Raw genomic sequence first — 20,286 nt, forward strand, 5'->3', positions numbered from 1 at the left:
TTCCTCTGCTTGGAGATCTAAGCAATGACGTGGTGGTAGGGATTGCGCCGGTCGAGGCGGCGGTGCCGCCGGCACTGGCGGCGGCGACCAACAGCGTCAGCACGCTGCCCAACGACGTAGCTGGAACGATTGCTCCGGTCGACGCGGCGGTGCCGCCGACACTGGCGCCTGCGACCGACACCGTCAGCGCGCTGCCCAACGATGTGGTTGATGCGATCGCGCCGGTCGAGGCGGCGGTGGCGCCGGCACTGGCGACGGCGACCGACACCGTGAGCACGCTATTCCACGACGTGGTCGGCGCAATGGCGCCGGTCGAGGCGGCGGTGCCGCCGGCACTTGCGACGGCGAGCGACAGCGTCACCGCGCTGCCCAACGACGTAGTTGGAACGATTGCGCCGGTCGAGGCGGCGGTGCCGCCGGCACTGGCGACGGCGACCGACACCGTCAGCGCGCTGCCCAACGACGCGGTTGGGGCGATCGTGCCGGTCGAAGCGGCGGTACCGCCGGCACTCGCCGCGGCGACCGACACCGTGAGCACGCTATCCAACGACGTGGTTGGCGCAATCGCGCCGGTCGAGGCGGCGATACCGCCGGCACTGGCGGCAGCGAGCGACAGCGTCGGCGCGCTGCCTAACGACGTAGTTGGAACGATTGCGCCCGTCGAGACGGCGGTGCCGCCGACCCTGGCGACGGCGACCGACAGCGTCAGCAGGCTATCCAACGACGTGGTTGGCGCAATTGCGCCGGTCGAGGTGGCGGCGCCGCCGGCACTGGCGACGGCAACCGACAGCGTCAGCACGCTACCCAACGACATGGTTGGCGCGATTGAGACGGTCGAGGCGGCGGTAGCGCCGGCACTCGCCACAGCGACCGACACCGTGAGCACGTTATCCAACGACATGATTGGCGCAATTGCGCCGATCGAGGCGGCGGCGCAGCCGACATTGGCGACGGCAACGGACAGCGTCAGCACGCTACCCAACGACATGGTTGGCGCGATTGAGACGGTCGAGGCGGCGGTAGCGCCGGCACTCGCCACGGTGAGCGATACCGTGAGCACGAGACCCAACGACGTGGTTGGCGCAATTGCGCCGATCGAGGCGGCGGTGCCGCCGGCACTGGCGACTGCGACCCACACCGTCAGCGCGCTGCCCAGCGACGTGGTTGGCGCGATCGCGCCGGTCGAGGCGACGGTGCCGCGGGTGCTCGCGATGGCGACCGATAGCGTCAGCACGCTATCCAACGACGTGGTTGACGCAATTGCGCCGGTCGAGGCGACGGTGCCGCCGGTGCTCGCGACGGCGACCGACACCGTCAGCACGCTGCCCAACGACGTGGTTGGCGCGATTGAGCCGATCGAGGCGGCGGTGCCGCCGGCGCTGGCGATGGCGACCGACACCGTCAGCACGCTATCCAACGACGTGGTTGGCGCAATTGCGCCGGTCGAGGCGGCGCAGCCAACGCTCACCACCTTGGACGATACCGCGGGCACGCTGCCCGACGACGTGGTTGGAACAATTGCGCCGGTCGCGGCGGCGGTGCCGCCAGTACTCGCGACGGCGACCGACACCGTCAGCCCACTAGCTAACGACGCGGTTGGTGCGATTGCGCCGGTCGAGGCGACGGTGCCGCCGGCGCTCGCGACAGCTAGCGACACCGTGAGCACGGTGAGCAACGAGGTGGTTGACCAGACGACGGGTCCAGACACTCAGTCGACCGCGTTGTCGCAAACGGTTGCATCGGACAGCACGGGAACTGACACCCTTGATAGTTCAGCATCACCCCTTGAGATCGCGGAGGCGGAACTGATCACCGGTAACGGTGCCCCTGGTCATGTATCACAGCCCACCGATGTGGCTGGCGATGGACTTGCGGGTGCCGCGCCGGTCCTAGACACGAGCGAGCCCGCGCTGACCACAACGGCTGCGGCTGCGACCGATGCGACCAGCGACGCGTCGCAATCGGCCGACACGGGCAGCGTGGCTGGCGATGCTCTGGCCAGTGCGGCACCGGTCGCGGACATCAGCGAGCCGGTGCTCACCACAACGGCTGCCGCGCTGACCGATGCGCCGAGCGACGTGTCGCAACCGGCGGACACGGGCAGCGTGGCTGGCGATGCTTTGGCCAGTGCGGCGCCGGTCGCGGACACGAGCGAGCCGGTGCTCACCACAGCTGCGGCTCTGACCGATGCGCCGAGCGACCCGTCGCAACCGGCCGACACGGGCAGCGTGGCTGGCGATGCCTTGGCGAGTGCGGCGCCGGTCGCGGACACGAGCGAGCCGGTGCTCACCACAACAGCTGCGGCTCCGACCGATGCGCCGAGCGACGTGTCGCAAGCGCCCGACACGGGCGGTGCGGTTGGCGATGCCTTGGCCAGTGCGGCGCCGGTCGCGGACACGAGCGAGCCGGTGCTCACCACAACCGCGCTGACCGATGCGCCGAGCGACGCGTCGCAACCGGCCGACACGGGCAGCGTGGCTGGCGATGCCTTCGCGAGTGCGGCGCCGGTCGCGGACACGACCGAGCCGGTGCTCACCACAGCTGCGGCTCCGACCGATGCGCCGAGCGACGCGTCGCAACCGGCCGACACGGGCAGCGTGGCTGGCGATGCCTTGGCCAGTGCGGCGCCGGTCGCGGACACGACCGAGCCGGCGCTCACCACAGCTGCGGCTCCGACCGATGCGCCGAGCGACGTGTCGCAACCGGCGGACACGGGCAGCGTGGCTGGCGATGCTTTGGCGACTGCGGCACCCGTCGCTGACACGACCGAGCCGGTGCTCACCAGCACCGGAGACTCGCTCAGCACCCCCGCGACCGAACCGGTGGAGCCGGCCGTGCCGGACACCAGCAGCGCTCAAACTCCTGGATCGGCCGACACGCTTCTTGCGCTCGCCACCACCGCTGACGCACCGATCGAGAGTTCGGCATCCGCCACCACTGCCCCGGAGAACGTCGTGAAGGACACCTCAAATGCCGCGGCGACGACCGCCGTCACGGGCGATGTGATCGCGTTGAACGATGCGCCACCGCCGCCGGCAGATTCGCTGTTCAACGAAACCCAGTATACAGACTATGGCGTCACGCTCAGCAGCGAGATCGCGCCCTCCCAGACTGCCGTGTCGCAGGCGGACGCCGCATCGGCTCAAGACGTTTCCGCGCCGGTGGCTGCCGATGTCCAAAAACCCGCGCCGCCGCCTCCCGACATCGTGGATAATACTCCGATCGATCACGTTGGAACTCATGATGCCATCCTCTAGTGGGAGGAAAACATGGCAGCTGTCGAGACACTGGACGATCCGCCGCGCAACCACTCCGGAGCTCAACTTCGCGTCGCACCCCGCGGCGAGGCGCGCGACTATGTCGGACCTGTCAGCGCGCTGGCCGCCTGGCGTTCGGTCGCGCGCACCAACCTGATAGCGGTCGCAGCATTTTCGGTCGTTGTGAATCTGCTGATGCTCACGTTGCCGATCTACCTCTTTCAAATCTCCGATCGCGTGCTGACGAGCCGGAGTCTCGAGACACTGCTGATGCTCTCGGCTCTCGCGCTGACATTCATCGGTATCCTCTCCATCGTCGACATTCTGCGTCGGCAGGTGCTGGGGCGTCTTGCGACCAAGATGGAGGCGGTGCTCGGCGGCGCCGTGCTGGCGAGCAGCATCAACAACGCCAGGGCCGGCGAGGGCGGAACCATCCAAGCGATCCGCAGCCTTCACCAGGTGCGGGGCTTCATCTCGAGCCCTGTCATGCTTTTACTGATGGACGCGCCCCTCTCGCCCCTCTACTTCGCAGTCATATTCCTCGTTCACCGAGATCTGGGCTGGATCGCAGTCGTATCGGGTTTAGTCCTGGCACTGATTGCGTTAATCAACCAGAAAGCGACCTCGGAGCGTCTGAGCGAGGCTGGCCTGCATGCCGCCGAGGCCGATGCGGCGGCGGAGTCGCTGGCGCGAAATTCGCAGGTGATCAATGCGATGGGAATGCTCAGCGAAAGCATTCTCCACTGGGGGAGCCGGCAGGCGCCGGCGCTGACGGTGCAGAGCCAGGCCCTTGACCGGAATTTCTGGATCAGCGGTGCGTCGAAATTCGTCCGCCTCGTGGCCCAGATCACGATCCTCGGCACCGGGGCCTATCTGGCCCTGCACGCCGAGATCACCGGGGGCATGATGATCGCGGCTTCGATCATTGCCGGCCGCGCCCTGCAGCCGCTCGAGGGTTTGATCGAGGGATGGCGCAGCTGCGTGCAGGCGCGATCGGCCTATGCCCGCGTAAAGCAGGCGGTCGAGTCATTCCAGCGCGAGGCGCCCAAGCTGCGCTTGCCGAGACCACAAGGGCGCCTGAGCGTTGATCGGGTCTTGTATCTGCCGCCCGGCTCAAAGGAGCCGGTGCTCAATGGTGTGTCGCTCGAGCTCGCGCCCGGAGAGTCTTTGGCCATTGTCGGACCGTCGGGATCGGGCAAGTCGACGCTCGCGCGCATTCTGGTGGGTTGTCTGGTGCCGACCGCCGGCAAGGTCAGGCTGGACGGAACGGAGCTGCGCAACTGGGATCGCCGCCAGTTCGGGGAATATAGCGGTTACCTGCCCCAGGAGGTCGAGCTATTTCCCGGCACCATCAAGCAGAACATCTGCCGCATGCGCGATGACTTGCCGGACGAGAGCATCTATGAGGCGGCGATGTTGTCGGGAATTCACGACATGGTCTGCCAGTTGAAGCAAGGATACGAGACCGTGCTCGACCGCAGTGGCGGGCCGCTCTCGGGAGGACAGAAGCAGCGCATCGCGCTCGCCCGGGCTTTCTTCGGTAATCCGTCCCTCGTCGTGCTCGACGAGCCCAACTCGAATCTCGACGCAGCGGGCGAGCAGGCTCTGACCGAGACCCTGCAGCGCGCCAAGAGGCGGGGGGTCACGGCGGTGGTCGTAACCCTGCGCCCGGCGCTACTGAACAGTGTGGACAAAGTGCTGATACTGCGGGCCGGACGCGCGGAAGCATTCGGCTCTCCGAGCGAGGTGTTGCATCGCCTGGTTCGGTCGCCCGCCAGGGCCGGCGGTGATGAGCCGGAGCAGCCGCAACGCATCGAATCCTCGGGCGGGTGACCAGCGCGGGAGGACAGCATGAGAGCGGTAAAGGACGACATCGAGTGGTACCGCGGTGTTCCGCTGAGCGCCAAATGGCCCATCTTCACCGGCCTCGCCATCCTGGTTGTTTGGCTCGGGTGTTTCGGCGTTTGGGCCGCGGTCGCTCCCCTCAACAGTGCCGTCGTCGCCTCCGGCACGTTCGTGGCTACCGGCCAGAACAAGCTTGTCCAGCACTTCGAGGGCGGCATCATCCGCGAGATTGCGGTCAAGGACGGGGATGCCGTCGAGGCCAACCAGGTCCTGGTTCGCATGGACGATACCGCTGCCAACGCCAAGCTGAAACGGCTGGTTTTGAAGAAGTATCGACTGCTCGCCATGAAGGCGCGTCTGGAAGCTGAAATGAGCTCTTCTGACGCAATCGAAACCCCGGCCGCATTCAGCGAGAACGCACGTGATCCAGAAATCAAAGCGATTCTTGAGCGGCAACGTGCCGAGCTTCAGGCCCGCCGGGCAAGTCTGGTGACCGACGAAAGCGTACTCCTAAAGCAAATCGCTGGGCTGGAGGAAAGCATCCGCGGATATCAGGCGCAAGTTCAGTCCACCAAAGAGCGAATTTCCTTGTTCGTGGAAGAGCTGAAGGACAAGAATTCCCTTCTTGGCCAGCAGTTGGTCCGCAAGTCGGATGTGCTTGCGTTGCGACGCTCAGAGGCGGGTCTCGGGGGTGAGCTAGGCGAATATCTCGGCCGCATCGCCGATTCGAAGGAGCGGATCGCCCAGGCGAACGAACGAATAGCGCAGCTCCACACGACGGCGCTTCGGGAGGCGATCAAGGAGTTGCGCGAGACCGAGGCCGAGCTGGACGACGGAGAGGAGCAGATTCGCGCCGCTCAGGATGTGGTCGATCGGGTCGATGTCCGGTCGCCGGTTCGAGGTATTGTGGTGAAGAACAACTTCCATACACCGGGCGGCGTGGTCTCTCCTGGTGCCGTGATCCTTGAGCTCCTGCCGATTGGCGACGAGCGCATCATCGAGGCACATGTGAACCCCAAGGACATTTCGCATGTGAGCGTAGGCCAGGAGGCGCTGGTGCGGCTGTCGGCGCTCAACCAGCGCATCACGCCCATGGTCGGGGCGAGCGTCATCTACGTGTCAGCGGACGCCTTGGCGGAGCAAGTGCAGGGGAAGGCCGAAACCCGTCGCGACGGCGACACGCGTCGGGAATTCTATGTTGTTCGGGTGCGCCTGGATCAGGACGATATTCTCAGGCAAATGCCTGAATTCATCCCGACGCCCGGGATGCCCGCGGACATTTACATCAAGACCGGAGAACGTACGTTTTTCGAGTACATCATGAAGCCTGTCCTCGACAGCTTCTCCCGCGCGTTCCGCGAAACCTGAAGCGAGCGGTTTGGACCTCAATGCTGAGCACTCGCGTGGTACGGTGAGCTCAAGCCTTTCGGTCTAAGGCTTGATAAAACGGTGCTGCTTCGCTCAGCCCTTCTCGCGTTCGTTTTTCATGGCGGCAGGACGGCCCGAACTCGATCCTGCTCGTTTCGGCCTTAGGTCCTGAACAGCGAATGCGCGACATACAGCGTCGCTTCCGTGCGGTATCGGCGCGCCATGATCGCGAGAGTTAGCTACCCTAGCGGCCGCAATGGCATTTGCGGTCCGCGTGCCGTCGTTTCGGGGCCAGCGTCGAGCCGGTGGCCGGCGACGACAACGCTCAAACACATGGCGTGCTCCCGAACGGTGATTTTGCTCTTGGTCGGCTTGGCACCCGCGAAACGAGGGAGCACGAACCAATGGAGGCGCCATGATCGGCTTGGGAGTTGCGAAACTGTTCGTTAGCTTTCATGTGGCCAGCTGGGACCGTGCCGATTACCGCCGATCCGGCACATTGGAATGGGAATGCCGGCCCCGGCTGTTGACCCCATCCTGCGGCTGGGTGTCAATCGGCGTTCGACTTTATTCCATGCCGAAACACAATCCCGAGATACCGGACGGAGGCTGGCCCGGGAGAGAGGGTACGTGGCAGCGACATGCACTATCCGAACCCTCTCGTCGCTCCATTCCGAAAGTCGATACTGGCACCAACGTTCGGGCCCTCGCGAAACAGGTCCTCAGCCCTTTGGACGGGATCAGCAGGCCAAGGCAATGCTGACATGTCGGGATAGTAAGACGGAGCAACGCCCCGATCGCCCTTGCCCCATTCGACTGGATGGCGCCGGGGGAGCCCTTTGTCAGGTACGTCGAACTCAAGGTTATAAAGGACGCGATATGACGGGACGGAGACTGCATCTAAAGCGCCATGAATATCAGTCGGACAACCTCTCGATTGTTCGCACTGACGGCCGTTGTTCTGGTGGCGGCTGGTGCTACTATGGTAACTCGTGGAGTGGTGGAGCCGAGTTTGGGGCAAGATTGGCAATGCAACCGAACCTTGCTGGTTGTGACGACTTGTACTCACTCGAACGTTCGGCCGGGATAAGAACCACTTTCAACGACCATCATTTAGTGGTTCCCACGCAAAAAAGTGCAACCTTTCGTCGGCGGCCTTTGGTGATTGCGCGCTTGTGTAGGGAGCTAAGCGCCATTCAGCGGTGCAGAGAATCCCTCGATCGCATTCATCTGCGAGCTTAAGAAGCAGGTCAACGTTAGCCTTGTCGCCAGAAGCGAGGGCTAACCTGCGATATCGGTTGGCACGGGCGTTGCTCACGAATCCCGATCTCAACGCTACAAAACAAAGACGTTGGTCCTAGTCCGTCCGCCGCTCGCGGGATTACCACCAGCAAAGCCGCCGGTTCATTCACGCAGCATCTTACTTCGGCGGAGGCAAATCGCCTTGAAGGCACCGGCCCACTTTGGAATGCATAGGATCTTCGCACGCGGCAAGGGTTGTAAGTACGTGATTGCAGACAGCGCACTGAAACGTATGCAAGTCCACGCCTGGGCGTTCTAGCTCGATACTGACCAGCATCATCGAAGATTTGCACCTCGGACAGGCGGGGCGCTGCAACGTGATGGGCGCAAAGGCGGGCGGCAGCTGTTCAGATTGGGTCATAGGTGCTTCCCTCAAGGCGGGAGCCCAACACTCCCAGTCACCGGTAATGCCTCGGTGCGGACGCCGGTGATGGAATGAGTATGCGCCGAATGGGGTCTCAATCGCTAGTCAATTCCCGGTGCGCGCTGGTCCGTGCGCCAGCGGCTTGCGGCGCACGCCCGCCGGCTCGATTTACGATGGAGGAGCCCGATGTTGCGAACCGTCACGGTGCCACGGCTCGTATCCAAAATGCCCTCGGCTCTGAACCCTTGCAGGACGAGGCAGCTTCTTCCCACGCTCAGGATGGGCGAGTTCTTCGCGCGTGGGCAGCACCTGCTCCGGTGTGCTCCATCAGATGGATGATCCATTTCGCCGCGTTTGCAAGCGCAAAGGACTTCAAGACGCTCCAGCCCCATCTGGATCAATCAGAGGTATGCGAAGGCCGCAGCGGAAGGTCAACCGCTGCGGCCCGCGCGAGTCAAAAGAGCCGGGTAAAATGAACTAAGTGAAATATGCAGCCAGCCCCGGTCGCAAAATTTAGCGCTCTTTCTTATCAGGTTGCAAAACAAACTTCGCCGGAACCGAAATGCGGTTAGGGTGCATTATGTTCCGTAGCGGTAGGCATCGGCCCCTTTTCGCCGGTGAGAGCACTGCCCGCGAAGCCTTGAGAGGTGGTCGGCGCTCGGTGGAACCGCCATCCTGCTCTGTGCTGGATGTAATCCTGATGCTGCTGGGCGCCGGCGGTGGGGCCTTTCTCACAATCGCGCTGTGGGCATCTACCGCCGCGCATAGGGGTCCCTTTTCACCTAGGCATTAAAGGGGGCGCTGCATATGCCCGGTGCTGGCCTGTTCCCGACGGTGGTGGCCTAATTTGATTTTGACAGTGGCCTACGTCCGTTCCGGCGCAGGAACTGAACTTGCCTTTTCTCGTTTTGGAGTCGTTGTTAACCGCCCGAGGAAAGCGCCATGACGGAGCGCCGCAGAGTGAAGCAGACCCACTCTCTTGAGGAACGATTGGATGAACTGGCAACAAGGTACAAAGAGCAGGCCAGCACATTACCGGCAGGCGCGGAACGCGAGGCCCTTCTTAGGAAAGCACGGTTAGCTAATACTGGCGCGCACATCAGCGATTGGCTGACCTCTCCCGGCCTACAGTCTCCGAAGTAAGCCGTCGTACTCAGTGCCCCGTTTTCCGTTTTGTGCCGACCTTGAGATAGATCAAGGGATTTAGTCCGCACGGAACACGTTGCAAACGCGAGTGTATCTACGGACGGAACGAGCCGCATTGGTCTATTTTGCTTTGTCGCTATCGCCCAGCTTGCCCCAGGCGTCCACCATAAAGCGAGACTTCCGGAGCGCCCGCTCGCTTTCAGCCAGGTTCGGTAGCTCCGTTCCATGGCTTCGAGATGGTAGCGCGTGAAGGTGTCCTTGGCCGTCTCGATCACCTTCCGGTATCGCTCCGCCAGTTCGAGATATTGATGGGGGGCATCACCGACGACCTTTCTGTCCTCCACCCAAGCGTCCTCTGATTTGAGGGTTCCTAAAGCTCTCGGCTAAGGCTGGCTGAACAGCGCCGATCGGGGAGTGCAGCAATCGAACCGTCGTCCAACGCACGTTACGGGTCAACGGCTGCTTCACCGGACAAACTGGACGGCAGTAGATTCGCGTGGTTCTGACACGCCGTGTAGAAACGGCCGTCATAGCGCGGATTCATGCCCGTAGTTGCGACGCCACCCACACACCGATCGAGCGGGCACGACGTTTTGGCGTCAAAGGGATCGGCCGAAACCGAGCGGCGTCACCGGCGCAGCGGTCCAGCTAAGAGGCGCGGATTCCTGATCTCGCGCAGGAGCAGCATGCGCTTGGTTTGTGCGGCGTTGAGCAGCCGCTCGAACAGGACCAGGACCTCGCGCGCCTGAACGTAGACTTCGGTGGTGATGGCGTGTTGGTCGAAGCCATAGGTCGCAAGCCGCGCGTCGATCTCGGTCGCGGCGACGGGATCAAGTCGCCAGCTCAATGCGTTCTGCCGCGTGTAGGACTCGGCCTCCGCTTCGAACTCGGAATCGATCCCGACCAGATCGATGCGACGCAGCGCCGCTTCAATCGCGCTTTGGCGATAGGTCTCGAGCAGCTTGTGCCGCAACATGCGGTAGCGCTGGATGTCCCAGGACAGCTCGGCAATGTCGATGGCGAGCAGCCATTCGATGGCGGAGCGCGGCGCTAGGTCGGCGAAGATCGCCTGCCGCAGCGCGTGGTATTGGTCGAGGTGTTCGCCGGGCAGCAGCAGGGGCGGCGGCGCCAAGGCCTCAAACTCGGCCGGCAGCGCGGTCGCAGTCAGCTCGCGTGCCGTTTGGACGAGGCCGTTCATCGGACTGAGGCCTCCGATCCAAGGTTGACCGGAAACGGCGCGGTGCCGATCGCGGTGTCGGCCGGACCGTGGACGGGGCTCGCCGCCCACAGCTCCTGCGCGACCGGCAACGGCGCGATCTGCAGGTTGGCCCACCAAGCCCGCTCGTTGCCGTGTCGATGCAGCTCCTCGTGATGGGCGCGGCACAATGGCACGGTAAATTCGTCACCGACTTTGCGGCCGAGTGCTCTGGGTTGGGCGAATTTTAGGTGATGGGCATCGCACGGGGTTTGCTGGCACACCAGGCAGGGCTGCGCCCGGACAAATAGCAGGTGCGCCTTGCTGCGCTTGCGGGGCGGCTCCTTGGGATGGACGAGCCCGGACTCGGGGAGAGCTGGCTGCAACGCGGCCTCGGTGCCTGCAGCAGGACCGGGTGCTGCTGGCGAGCTTGGGTCGCAATCCAAGGCGGCCGCTTGATCGGCGGCTGCGAGACCTGCGTCGTCCTCTAGCTTGGCCTGATAGGCGGTCTCCACGAGCTTGGCGTCCGGCTCCAAAAGGGTGTTCTTGCGCGGCAGGCTGGCCTTGGCCCAGGCGAGCAGGTCCGCGCTCTCGGTCAGGGATGCGAGCTGGCGCAAGAGCTGGTCGCGGAGCTCGGCGGAGTCTGGCGGCGCCAGCACCGGTGCGCGGTTGACAATGCCGCGGGCGAGCTTGGCTGTCGCCCCTTGAGCTACTTGCGGCCCCGCCGCCGGCGAGGGGGCGTCGGGAGCGTCCAAATCATCCTCGCCGGCAATCCCGACCAGCGCGAACAGGGAGTAGCGTCGGGCGTAGGTCAGCGCAGCGCCCATCCGATGCGGCGCCTCGATGTCCCTTGAGGCGCAGACCGGCCAGTCCGAGGAGATCCACTCGCCGGAGGAATGGGCGAGCAGGGTAGTGAGGTGGATGTGGCCGGTGCTAACCTCGACCCGGGTGCTCTGGATGGCGGCGATCTCCTGCTGGCTCAAGGTCTTGCGCACGATGTCGAGGCCGCTCGCCAGCGAGGCATAACGAAAGGTGCGGTCGTCATCGCGCAGGAACGGCGAGCGGATCTGCGCGGTCAACGTCTTTTCCGGGTTGGTCAGTTCGGCCTGGGCGCGGGCCAAGGCCGCTGCGATCGTCCCGATATGCTCACTGGCCTGGTGCATGGACGGCCTCCATCTCAACCGGATCAAAGCTGATCGCGCCGGCTTTGGAGCGCTTGGCGCGAACGCCGTGGCCAAACGCCTCCTTGGCGTCCTCCGGTAGCAGCTTCTTGAGCTCGGCCTTGACCAATTCGTGCTCGCCATGGGCCTCGCGGGTGCGCAGATAGGTCGCCGCGCATGCGGCCCACAGATTGGACGCGGTCATGTCGACGACCTTGACGGCGGCCAATCGCGGCCGTGGCGGCTCGATGTTGAACAGGGCCGGCGGCTCGCCGCTCTGCACGCAGCGCCAGAACTTCTTTTCGGCCGTGAGCAGCAGGTGCTGGTAGAGCGGATCGGCATGCATCGTGAGCTCGACCCACTTGCCGCCGCCGGTGATGATCGAGAGCACGGCCGCGCGCGCCGCGACCACCCACATGTTGTGCTGCAGCTGCGCCATGTGCTTCTCGGCCGCCGCCTCTTCAGTAAAGGCCCAGGGCAGCATGAACTTGGCTTCGAACACCGCGCCGGTTTCTGCGACAATGCCATCGAGCGTCGCGGCCATCCAGTGGTGGACGGGATGGCGAATCCGCTTCTGAATGTCGGCAATGGTCATACCCGATGCGCGCTGGTACCAGCTGCGGTTGAGGTCTTCGGTGACGGTGCCGAGCTGAACGATCAGATTTTGCGACAAATCTTGCGGCGCGATGTCGCCGCGTTTTTCCCGCCACAGCCGCGTGAGGTCCTCCTGATCATTGCCCATGATGATGCGGGCGTCCGAGCCGCCGACAAAGGCGCGCCGGTCAATGGGGTCGAACTTGATGATGCGATGTGGCGCCTCGGCGCCGTCGGTTGCAATCGGGATCACCGGTCTCTCCTTGGTTTGGCAAACGCGGCTTGGCGCCGCACCACCAAAAGCCCCGCACCGGCGAGGAGAGAGACCGGGGCCAACGGCGAAGGCCCGGTTGCCATTATTAACGCTCCTTTGGCGCGGGAATGCCAGTCCTTTCTGCAGCATTTTGCTGTTTTTTAGTCCGAAAAATCTTGATGAACCAAGATGTTAGAGCGATGTTTCCGAGTGCCGCAACCAGCCTCGGACAAGGAGCTCGCAGATGGCGTCAATTCGACAAATCGAAGCCAATCGTGCCAACGCCAAGCGCAGCACCGGCCCGAACACGACGGCCGGAAAGGCAAGGTCCAGCGGCAATGCCCTCCGCCACGGATTGGCGCGTCCCCGCGACCGTGCTGACCCGGATATCGCACGTCTGGTCAGCGCCATCATTTCGGGATTTCGGCTTCATGGCGCATCCGAGATGGTCGTGGACCTCGCGCGGGCCAAGCTCGAGCTGGTGCGCATCCGCGCCGCCCGCCAGCAGATGTTGGCGGCGCTGCTGGACTGCCCAGTCCCGGCGGATGCAAAGTGGGTCACGGGCCTTGACCGCTATGAGCGCGCCGCCCTGGTCAGGCAGAGACGGGCGCTTCGGTTCTTAGGACGAGAGCAAGGTTGAACGGCAAATTGGCTTCGTTCCGGAATTTGCTGCTGATGCCGATCGGGCACCTTAGCGGACATCGGACAGGGCACATGCGCGATGCGTTTCGGTATCCGCATGTGCAAGAATGGCGCGGTGCACCGCCGGTGCGGCGTGCCCGCACGAGCCGTCCCAACGTGCATCGATCGGGTCTGCGGCGGACCTAGCCAAGGACGGTCCGCTTCCGCACCGCCTTTCCGGATAGCAAATCGCGCAAGAGCTTCACGGGATCGGCACTCAGTGCGCGGCTGACAGCGAGAAGACGGTTCGGCAAATCAAGCTCAGCGCTGACGGCCGGTGGGAGAACAGCCCGGACAGCGCTGAGCTGCACTGCGGGTATGGTTCGGTCACCCACGAACTTGGGCTTGAAGACAACCGGCCGCCAACCAAAACACCCTCGACCCCTATATCCGCCGGATGGACGCCACCGAACAGTTCGACCGGTTCTTCTTCATTTGCCATTCGCCGAAGGCGGGCTGAGCGCCCCCGACGACCCGGCTGATGTTCACGTCTGGAGCGGTCGCGAGCTCGGTTCGCCCATCATGCGGCTCGGGCTGCACGATTGGGTGATGGAGCGGCTCGCCTAGCGCCCAGCATCAGACCCAACTCAGCGTGTAATCGTACCCATTGTCCTCATAGGCGAGCGCCTGGCTGATGCTGTCGACCTGATCGTCATGACGGCCTTGCGGGAAGGTCAGTAGCTCCATCTCGAGCTCGGCCAGGAACGGCGCGCTCCTGGGGAACCAGACTCGTCCGGCGGCAAATTTGCCTTGCTGGACGTAGAGCCGGCCGATCTTGTCGTGCTCAACCTTGATGGGATTGACGAAGCAATTGCCCTTGTCGCGGAGCTCCTGCGCCAGCGCAATTCCGGTGGAGGCGTCTTCGACCAGGATCTCGTGCGGCTTGAAGCGCTTGGCGAGCTCGAGCGCGGTGTCGCGGAGGACGGGATATTCGAACCGTCCGCGCACAAGATCCAGCAGGTAGTAATTCCCGTCAACGACCAGCCACGTCGTACAGACGGACCAGTCATTTTGCGCGCCATTCTTGGCGGCCGTATCCCAACTCTGGATGATGCGGCAGCCCAGCACCTCTCGTGAGGGGACCTCGTCGTAATATCGCAGCCAGTCTCGCTTGATCATGGCACCGCCGGCCGGAACCGGCGCCTGCTGGTACTGCGCGGCGAACACGTCGGGCCCGAGCGTTTGGCCCAGCTTGCGCAGCGTTTCGATCGATTCATGGGACGGATGCAGCGCGTCACCGGCCTTCCTGAGGTGAAATTGATTGGGGCCGATTGGGATCGCGGCATCGGTCTCGGCGATCGCGGGCAGGCTGAGCACCTCCCAGTCATCGGATGAACTGGCCAAAAAACCGGACAGATCGTCCAGATGAACGCGCTGCATCACCACGATGACCGCGCTGGTCTGCTTGTTGTCGAGCCGCGACATCAACGTATTCGTCACCCACTGGTTGATGCCGGTTCTGCGCGCCTCCGACTGCGCATCAACCGGCTTTTGCGGATCATCAATCAGGATCACGTCGCCGCCCAGCCCTGTCAGGGTCCCCGAAACCGATGTCGTCCTGCGCGAACCGCGCCGGGTCGTGATCAGCTCGGTTTCGGTGCTGCGCGCGATGCGCATGTCCGGAAACGCGCGGCGGTACCAGTCGGCATGCACGATGGATCGGAAGTCGCTGGCATGCTTGGCCGAGAGGTCATCGCCGTAGCTGATGGAAATGAGCCGGCGACTTGGCGCGAGCCCAAGCAGGAAGGCGGAAAATGCCACCGACACCGTGATCGATTTGAGGTAGCGCGGCGGCATGTTGATGATCAGGCGGGTGATCTCGCCGCGGCGCACGCGGTCAAGCTGGTAGGCAATTGCCTGGATGTGCCAATTGGGCAGGAATTGAGCGCCCGGGTTGAGGTGGAGAAAGCAGCGATAGACAAAGCTGATGAAGTCAGTGCGTCGATTAGTGCGCGGTCGTGTTTGGTCACTCGGGTTCTCCTCGCTTCTTGAATTTCTCTTCCAGTTGTCGGACGTAAGATTCCAAGACCTTACGATCGTCCATATCGAGGACATCGTTGGCCGGCTGCTCGGAGGACTCGACCAGCAGCTTGCGGTTCAGAAGGAAGGCGGCCGATTTCGGATTGCCCTTGAGCGCATCATCCGCGAATTTAAGCAGGATGCCTTCGTGCACGCTGATCTTGCGCGCTCGTCCGTTCTCACGGATATCGATTTTGCGGTTGAGAAGCTCGTTGATGATGGTCGCCTCGTTTTTGGATCCCCTTGGTCGGCCCTTCTTGTTGCCGGATTGACCCGGCTTGAACTGGTGCTCGCGGGGCGGGCGGCCGTACCCGACGTCGTCTCGGTTTCTGGACACGCCAGCGCGGCGCGGTGGCTTGCGGCGGCTCATGTGCTGCTCCCCGCGGTTGCGGCCGACCGCTCGGCGGCGACTTCCTCGAACGTCTGGCCGGTGGCAGGAAGAATCGCATCGCGCCTGGTGACGTCCTGCCAGCGGCGGATTGCGGCATCGACATATAATGGATCGATCTCCAGCCCATAGGCCTTGCGGCCGACGCGCTCCGCCGCCAGCAGGGTGGTGCCTGACCCGAGGAACGGATCCAGCACGAGATCCCCACGCCGCGTGCAGTCCTTGATCGCATCCGCGATCAAGGCCACCGGTTTGACCGTGGGATGTACCGTAAGGTCGGCGAGCCGACCTTGGCGGAAGGTATTGACGCCGGCGTAGGTCCAGACGTTGGAGCGACTGCGGCCATGGCGGCCAAGCTCAACGTTATTGAGATGCGGCGCTTCGCCGTTCCTGTAGACGAAGATCAGTTCGTGCTGGGACCGGTAAAAGCTGCCTTGGCCGGCATTGGTCTTGTTCCAGACCACCAGATTCTGCAGCGGACCAAAAACGGCGTGTCCGGCGCCGTGCATCTCGCCCAGGTGTCGCCAATCCATGAAGATATAATGCATTGACCCGTCGTGCGAGAATTGGACGGCCAGTCGCATCCAGCTCGTGAGAAAATCGGTAAACTCGGGCGACGACATTTCCCCGGAGGCAACTTGAAATTCGCGGTGCTTGATCTTGCCGCGGCCGAGCGTCGTGCCGATGCGGAGGTTGTATGGAGGATCGGCTACTACCATCGCCGCGAGATCTTTCCCCACGAGCGCCGCCCAATCCACTTGATCACAGGCATCACCGCACAGCACGCGATGTTGGCCGAGCCGCCACAGCTCTCCTCTGCGGCTGATGGGCTGCTCGGCGATGACGCAGGGGGCGCCCGCCGAATCCTGGTCCACATCGCCGAAATCAGTCATCAGGCCGTCGATCTCGGCCGGTGCAAACCCGGTGATGTCGAGGCTGAGATTGCACTCGGGCAGGAGGGAGGCGAGTTCTCCGAGTTCTTCGGCGAGCAGCTTGCGATCCCAGCCTGCGTTCGCCGGAATCTTGTTGTCGGCGAGCGCCAGTGCGCGCTTTTCCGCGTCGCTCCGACCGCGCAGCACCTGGACGGGGACCACCTTCAATCCAAGCTGCTTGGCCGCCTCGCAGCGGGCGTGCCCGCAGATGATCCGTCCATCTTCATCCGCGACAATGGGAGCGATGCAGCCGAATTGCCGAATCGAGTCGGCAACTTGCGTGATTTGCTTCTTGGAGTGCGTCCGAGCGTTCTTCTTCGCCTGCTTGAGGGATTGCGGCGGGAGCATTCGTACGTCCGGTTGATCAACCGCAGGCAGACGGGAGCTTGCCTTCAGAACCTGCAGATGGCTTTTGATTGGGCGTTGGACTTGCTCAGTTAACTTTCGAGACTGGGAAAGATCTGTCTGCTTGCGGTATGATTTGGAGGCGGCCTTCGTTCGCTCCATCATGGTGGTGCTCCTGGTCGTTTAAGGAGCAGTTCATATGCATCATGAAAGCCGCGTTGGGTAAACGGAAATAAAAGCTTAAAATAATCAGCTGGTTAGATGGGTTTTACTTCAGCCATTTTGGGGTCCTCAATCCGATTGCGATGAGGCCCTTGCGGAGTGTCTCAGCCGAGATTTTCGTCGGAAACGGCACATAGCGCGGCGCAACGTCGCCGGCCTTGAAATAGCAAATTGCACTGTACGGCTGCTGGCCCGTTTTCTGAAGCTGTTCAAGTCGTTCATTTACCCGATGATGCGCTTCCTTGATATGAGGAATTAGCGAAGCGAGGCGCTCATATTCCTGCGGCGACCGATTGTAGCGGTCCTCCCCCAATGTATCGAACAGCAAATCTACGGCCAGCTCTTGGAGGGACATGCGGTTTCGGTGCATTGATGCACTCCAAGGCAAAGCCGGTACGAGCTCGACCGCGCGAAGCCGCGTGCCATCGACAAGCTCGACAGTGCCGCTCCCATCGACGATCGCTCCGTCAAGACGAAAGATGTCGAATTCTTCGACTTCCTGGCTGCCCTCGCGGCGGCCGCGACATTTCTTGCAAGTTGGGAGCGTGACGATGGAGATCGACCCTGCGACCGCATTCTTGGCAAAGACGGCAACCTGGCCGACTACCTCTCGTGAGCGGAGTTGCAAGCCCACGACCCGGATTTCGCCCTTCCGCGCTCCGTCTGAGGGCAGAAGGTCGGTGGCATCCGCAATCGAGCGTCGTTTATTGCGTTCGCCCGGCTGCAGCCATTCGTAACTGGGCATGTTTGGTCTCCCAGGACGTCAATGAAGCCCTCAGCATGCTAACGTGAGGCATATGCGCTTAACGTTCTACCCCGTAGCTCTACGGTCGTGTTAGACCGATATCGCGCGCGCCGCTGCAGCGAGATCAGTGATCGCGGATCTTTGTTGAGCCAACTGGAAGCGGCGGTCCACGGCCGCCATTTGCTCTAAGCGCCCTAGAATGATCTAGATTTGCCGCCGTGAGGGGGTGTTTGCCATTGCGCTCTGACACGCCGTGAGCTCCTCCGAAATAGAACTTTCCGCTTCCGTTGGAACAGTAGACCGGTTGGGCAGGCCAACAGGAGGCCTTCTACGCCGAAGTGGGCGACCGCTGACGCGCCCGCGACCAGCTTCCGCCATGCCTATTCCGGCCGGCGGCCCCTGACACGCCCGGACCGGTCGCCCTCAGTTTCTCAACGTTCATTTTCCAAACTCAGTCATTGCAGCGGCTGCTGCTTCCTTTTGTTGGTGGTGAAGGCCTGTGCCTGACGTGTATGCCACCAAGGCTAAGTTGTATGCTTGCCAAAGCGTGTGCCGGTCGAGATCCGGGAAACACTTCAACACGAGTGGTTCAACGTCAGCGGCTTGATATGCATCCAAGCATTGAAGAATGACGCAGCTGACGTCCGCGATGCTGTGGTGTTGCATTTTCATTGGTCCCGGTTATGGACATCAGCTGGTTCGGCGGCCGCGGTCTCTTGGTCTGTTGCCAGGACGACAGGTGCAGCCACAAGCTGAAGCAACCGCCGGCAGACGTTGATCGATGGCCCGATCACCTTAGGTGGGGAGCCTCGCTCGCGCGCAGGGTTTGCGGCAAGCGCGACGCCCTTGTCAGAGCCGGTCGCGACCCGACGATGATGCGCGGACATTGAGCTCTGATGAACCGCCCGGTCCATTAGTTTGGTGGAGTTGTTGGAGTCGCCTGTCGAGTTCTTGTTTTTTGGCAACGATCCTCGCGGCGAGAATCTGATCGACGTCGGTGTAGAGAGCCCACAACTCATCGAGGGACATCTGCTCAAATTGCGGTTGGTAATCACGAATGTCCACAGTCCGGCCCCCGGCTGGGGCGGGTAGCAGCTAAGTCAGTCTTGAAAGCCCGGACTCTTACGCTGATCAGATAATCGCGTTGCTGGCCGGGCCGACCGCGCTGCCCTCATAAACCGCCTTCCCAGCTCTAGTTTCGTGTGTCGCACCGACGATTCTGCGCTCGGCCTTAGCTACTCGGTCTCTAAGGGTCTCAAGTTCGGATACTTGAGACGCGAGTGCCTCATAATGTTGGTGCAGAGCGAATTGCCAACCATCCAGTCGCGCACGAGCGTCCATTGCACGCCCCTCTATGGTACTGCCACAAAAGACGTGGCCCGCAATTGGGACCACCGCGAGACTAGTCAAATTGACCCATCAGGTCTGTTCGCTTTCGCACATTCGCTGTATGCTTTCCCTCGGTGGATCGCCACGCGTCGATTGCTGCGAGCGGCAAGCAAGATATTGCTGCTGACCTGCCGCTCGGGCCTCACGGTTTTCGAATTCGCAAAATCGACGGCTTCCAGGCGACTGCCGCCCGCAGGCAAGGCCGGGCCTTGGATCTCGCGATCGCACAAAATACCGCCAGCGCCGTCTACGGCCCCGGCATTTCGGGTTGTGCTTGGGCCGCCGCGACTGCGCGCGTTGACGAGCGATGCGGGAAGCCTCAGCCCTTAGCCGGTCTATTTCGGGCGGAGCAGCGCTTACGATTAGACAAGTGCGCGATTTTGGTCTTCTTCACGAAAATCCAATTAAATGGCAAGTGACGTCCAGCGATTCAGGAGCGCATCGCGTCGATAGCGTGTGCGATTAAAATGCCCACGCTCAAAATAACTAGAAAAACGAGCAACCAGGTACTCACGTCCACCTCCTGTCTTGGAAGTGAACCTTCCTGTTTATGCACAGTCAAAGGCATCACGTAGGGAACCGCGATTTCAGCGGCCGCTGAGGATTTATTGCCACACGGCGGGCTATCGTCGGAACGCAAGAAAAAGGAGTGTGCCGACGATGGCGGTCGCGAGAAGTGGAAACCAAATGTCCGGCACTTCAGGGACTCCGACTCACTGCGTCGGATTAAATGCGAGCTGCGCTCTTATTTCTTCTGGTTTTCACTATTCTCCACAGCTCAAACAGAAGTGGCCGCAACTCGCAACGAATATTTGCGGTATTATGTTCGTGGTTTGGCGTCGTCAGTATTCGGAGCGGTTCGATCTCGCGTGTTCGTATAGCTAGCCGGCTCACGTGCAGATCCATTTCTGGTAGCAGTTCCAGGTTTAACGTATCTCGGCAGCATCAAGCTTAACGAGTGACATTCGTTGCCAACTTGCCGGGACGGAATATCGTCGCGTCGATCGGGCATTTTCTTTCCGAACCACCAGTTAGCGGGGTTGCCTGAAAACGGGTTCGATTTCCAGGATTCGATATTCGT

General features: G+C 62.4%; 14 protein-coding genes. 5 read left to right on the forward strand and 9 right to left on the reverse strand.

The genetic code is table 11. The annotated features are described in order from the left end of the window. The first annotated feature begins 29 nt into the window (after positions 1 to 29). The 3 genes from IVB19_RS08295 to IVB19_RS08305 are packed head-to-tail and all read left to right on the forward strand — an operon-like array spanning position 30 to position 6,470. Complete coding sequence (locus IVB19_RS08295) at positions 30 to 3,257, forward strand: hypothetical protein (protein WP_247821283.1); 3,228 nt, start codon at positions 30 to 32, stop codon at positions 3,255 to 3,257. A 12-nt stretch (positions 3,258 to 3,269) separates the two neighbouring features. Further along, positions 3,270 to 5,090 carry a type I secretion system permease/ATPase gene (locus IVB19_RS08300; protein ID WP_247457052.1) on the forward strand — a complete coding sequence of 607 codons (1,821 nt, stop codon included), beginning with the start codon at positions 3,270 to 3,272 and terminating at the stop codon, positions 5,088 to 5,090. Positions 5,091 to 5,108: 18 nt separating this feature from the next. Further along, positions 5,109 to 6,470 (forward strand): HlyD family type I secretion periplasmic adaptor subunit, encoded by a 1,362-nt coding sequence (locus IVB19_RS08305; protein WP_247475241.1) that lies wholly within the window; start codon positions 5,109 to 5,111, stop codon positions 6,468 to 6,470. Positions 6,471 to 9,600: 3,130 nt separating this feature from the next. On the opposite strand, the gene IVB19_RS08315 is transcribed toward IVB19_RS08305, so the two are convergent. The 4 genes from IVB19_RS08315 to IVB19_RS08330 all read right to left on the reverse strand — a co-directional run bounded on the left by IVB19_RS08315 (position 9,601) and on the right by IVB19_RS08330 (position 12,484). Next, a complete protein-coding gene (locus tag IVB19_RS08315) occupies positions 9,601 to 9,813 on the reverse strand; it encodes an Ada metal-binding domain-containing protein (protein ID WP_247821285.1) in 213 nt (70 codons plus the stop codon). A gap of 97 nt (positions 9,814 to 9,910) precedes the next feature. Next, positions 9,911 to 10,480: a hypothetical protein gene (locus IVB19_RS08320; RefSeq protein ID WP_247821286.1), complete on the reverse strand. Its 570-nt coding sequence runs from the start codon at positions 10,478 to 10,480 to the stop codon at positions 9,911 to 9,913. After that, positions 10,477 to 11,640 (reverse strand): ERF family protein, encoded by a 1,164-nt coding sequence (locus tag IVB19_RS08325; protein WP_247821287.1) that lies wholly within the window; start codon positions 11,638 to 11,640, stop codon positions 10,477 to 10,479. Before IVB19_RS08325 ends, IVB19_RS08320 begins: the two co-directional genes overlap by 4 nt. Then, entirely contained in the window at positions 11,624 to 12,484 is an 861-nt protein-coding gene (locus IVB19_RS08330; RefSeq protein ID WP_247456025.1) for a YqaJ viral recombinase family protein, read from the reverse strand. The genes IVB19_RS08325 and IVB19_RS08330 overlap by 17 nt, the downstream gene beginning before the upstream one ends. A 244-nt stretch (positions 12,485 to 12,728) precedes the next feature. On the opposite strand from IVB19_RS08330, the gene IVB19_RS08335 reads away from it, so the two are divergent. Next, a complete protein-coding gene (locus IVB19_RS08335; protein ID WP_247393936.1) occupies positions 12,729 to 13,124 on the forward strand; it encodes a hypothetical protein in 396 nt (131 codons plus the stop codon). Positions 13,125 to 13,741: 617 nt separating this feature from the next. On the opposite strand, the gene terL is transcribed toward IVB19_RS08335, so the two are convergent. From terL to IVB19_RS08360, 5 genes are all read right to left on the reverse strand, one after another. Next, the gene (gene terL, locus IVB19_RS08340) at positions 13,742 to 14,998 is read right to left on the reverse strand and encodes a phage terminase large subunit (protein ID WP_247821288.1); all 1,257 of its coding nucleotides are present in this window, start codon (positions 14,996 to 14,998) and stop codon (positions 13,742 to 13,744) included. 133 nt (positions 14,999 to 15,131) lie between these two features. Continuing rightward, positions 15,132 to 15,554 carry a DUF5681 domain-containing protein gene (locus IVB19_RS08345; protein ID WP_247375316.1) on the reverse strand — a complete coding sequence of 141 codons (423 nt, stop codon included), beginning with the start codon at positions 15,552 to 15,554 and terminating at the stop codon, positions 15,132 to 15,134. After that, on the reverse strand, positions 15,551 to 17,014 hold the full coding sequence (locus IVB19_RS08350) for a site-specific DNA-methyltransferase (protein WP_247456027.1): 1,464 nt from the start codon (positions 17,012 to 17,014) through the stop codon (positions 15,551 to 15,553). Before IVB19_RS08350 ends, IVB19_RS08345 begins: the two co-directional genes overlap by 4 nt. 103 nt (positions 17,015 to 17,117) lie before the next feature. After that, complete coding sequence (locus tag IVB19_RS08355) at positions 17,118 to 17,816, reverse strand: hypothetical protein (protein ID WP_247821289.1); 699 nt, start codon at positions 17,814 to 17,816, stop codon at positions 17,118 to 17,120. 849 nt (positions 17,817 to 18,665) lie between these two features. Further along, on the reverse strand, positions 18,666 to 18,881 hold the full coding sequence (locus IVB19_RS08360; RefSeq protein ID WP_007595450.1) for a hypothetical protein: 216 nt from the start codon (positions 18,879 to 18,881) through the stop codon (positions 18,666 to 18,668). Between the two features lie 398 nt (positions 18,882 to 19,279). Here IVB19_RS08360 and IVB19_RS08365 point away from each other — a divergent pair, with 398 nt between their 5' ends. Next, on the forward strand, positions 19,280 to 19,624 hold the full coding sequence (locus tag IVB19_RS08365; protein WP_247363667.1) for a hypothetical protein: 345 nt from the start codon (positions 19,280 to 19,282) through the stop codon (positions 19,622 to 19,624). Positions 19,625 to 20,286 lie beyond the last annotated feature (662 nt).

Source organism: Bradyrhizobium sp. 187 (assembly GCF_023101005.1).
Taxonomy (GTDB): Bacteria; Pseudomonadota; Alphaproteobacteria; order Rhizobiales; family Xanthobacteraceae; genus Bradyrhizobium; species Bradyrhizobium canariense_D.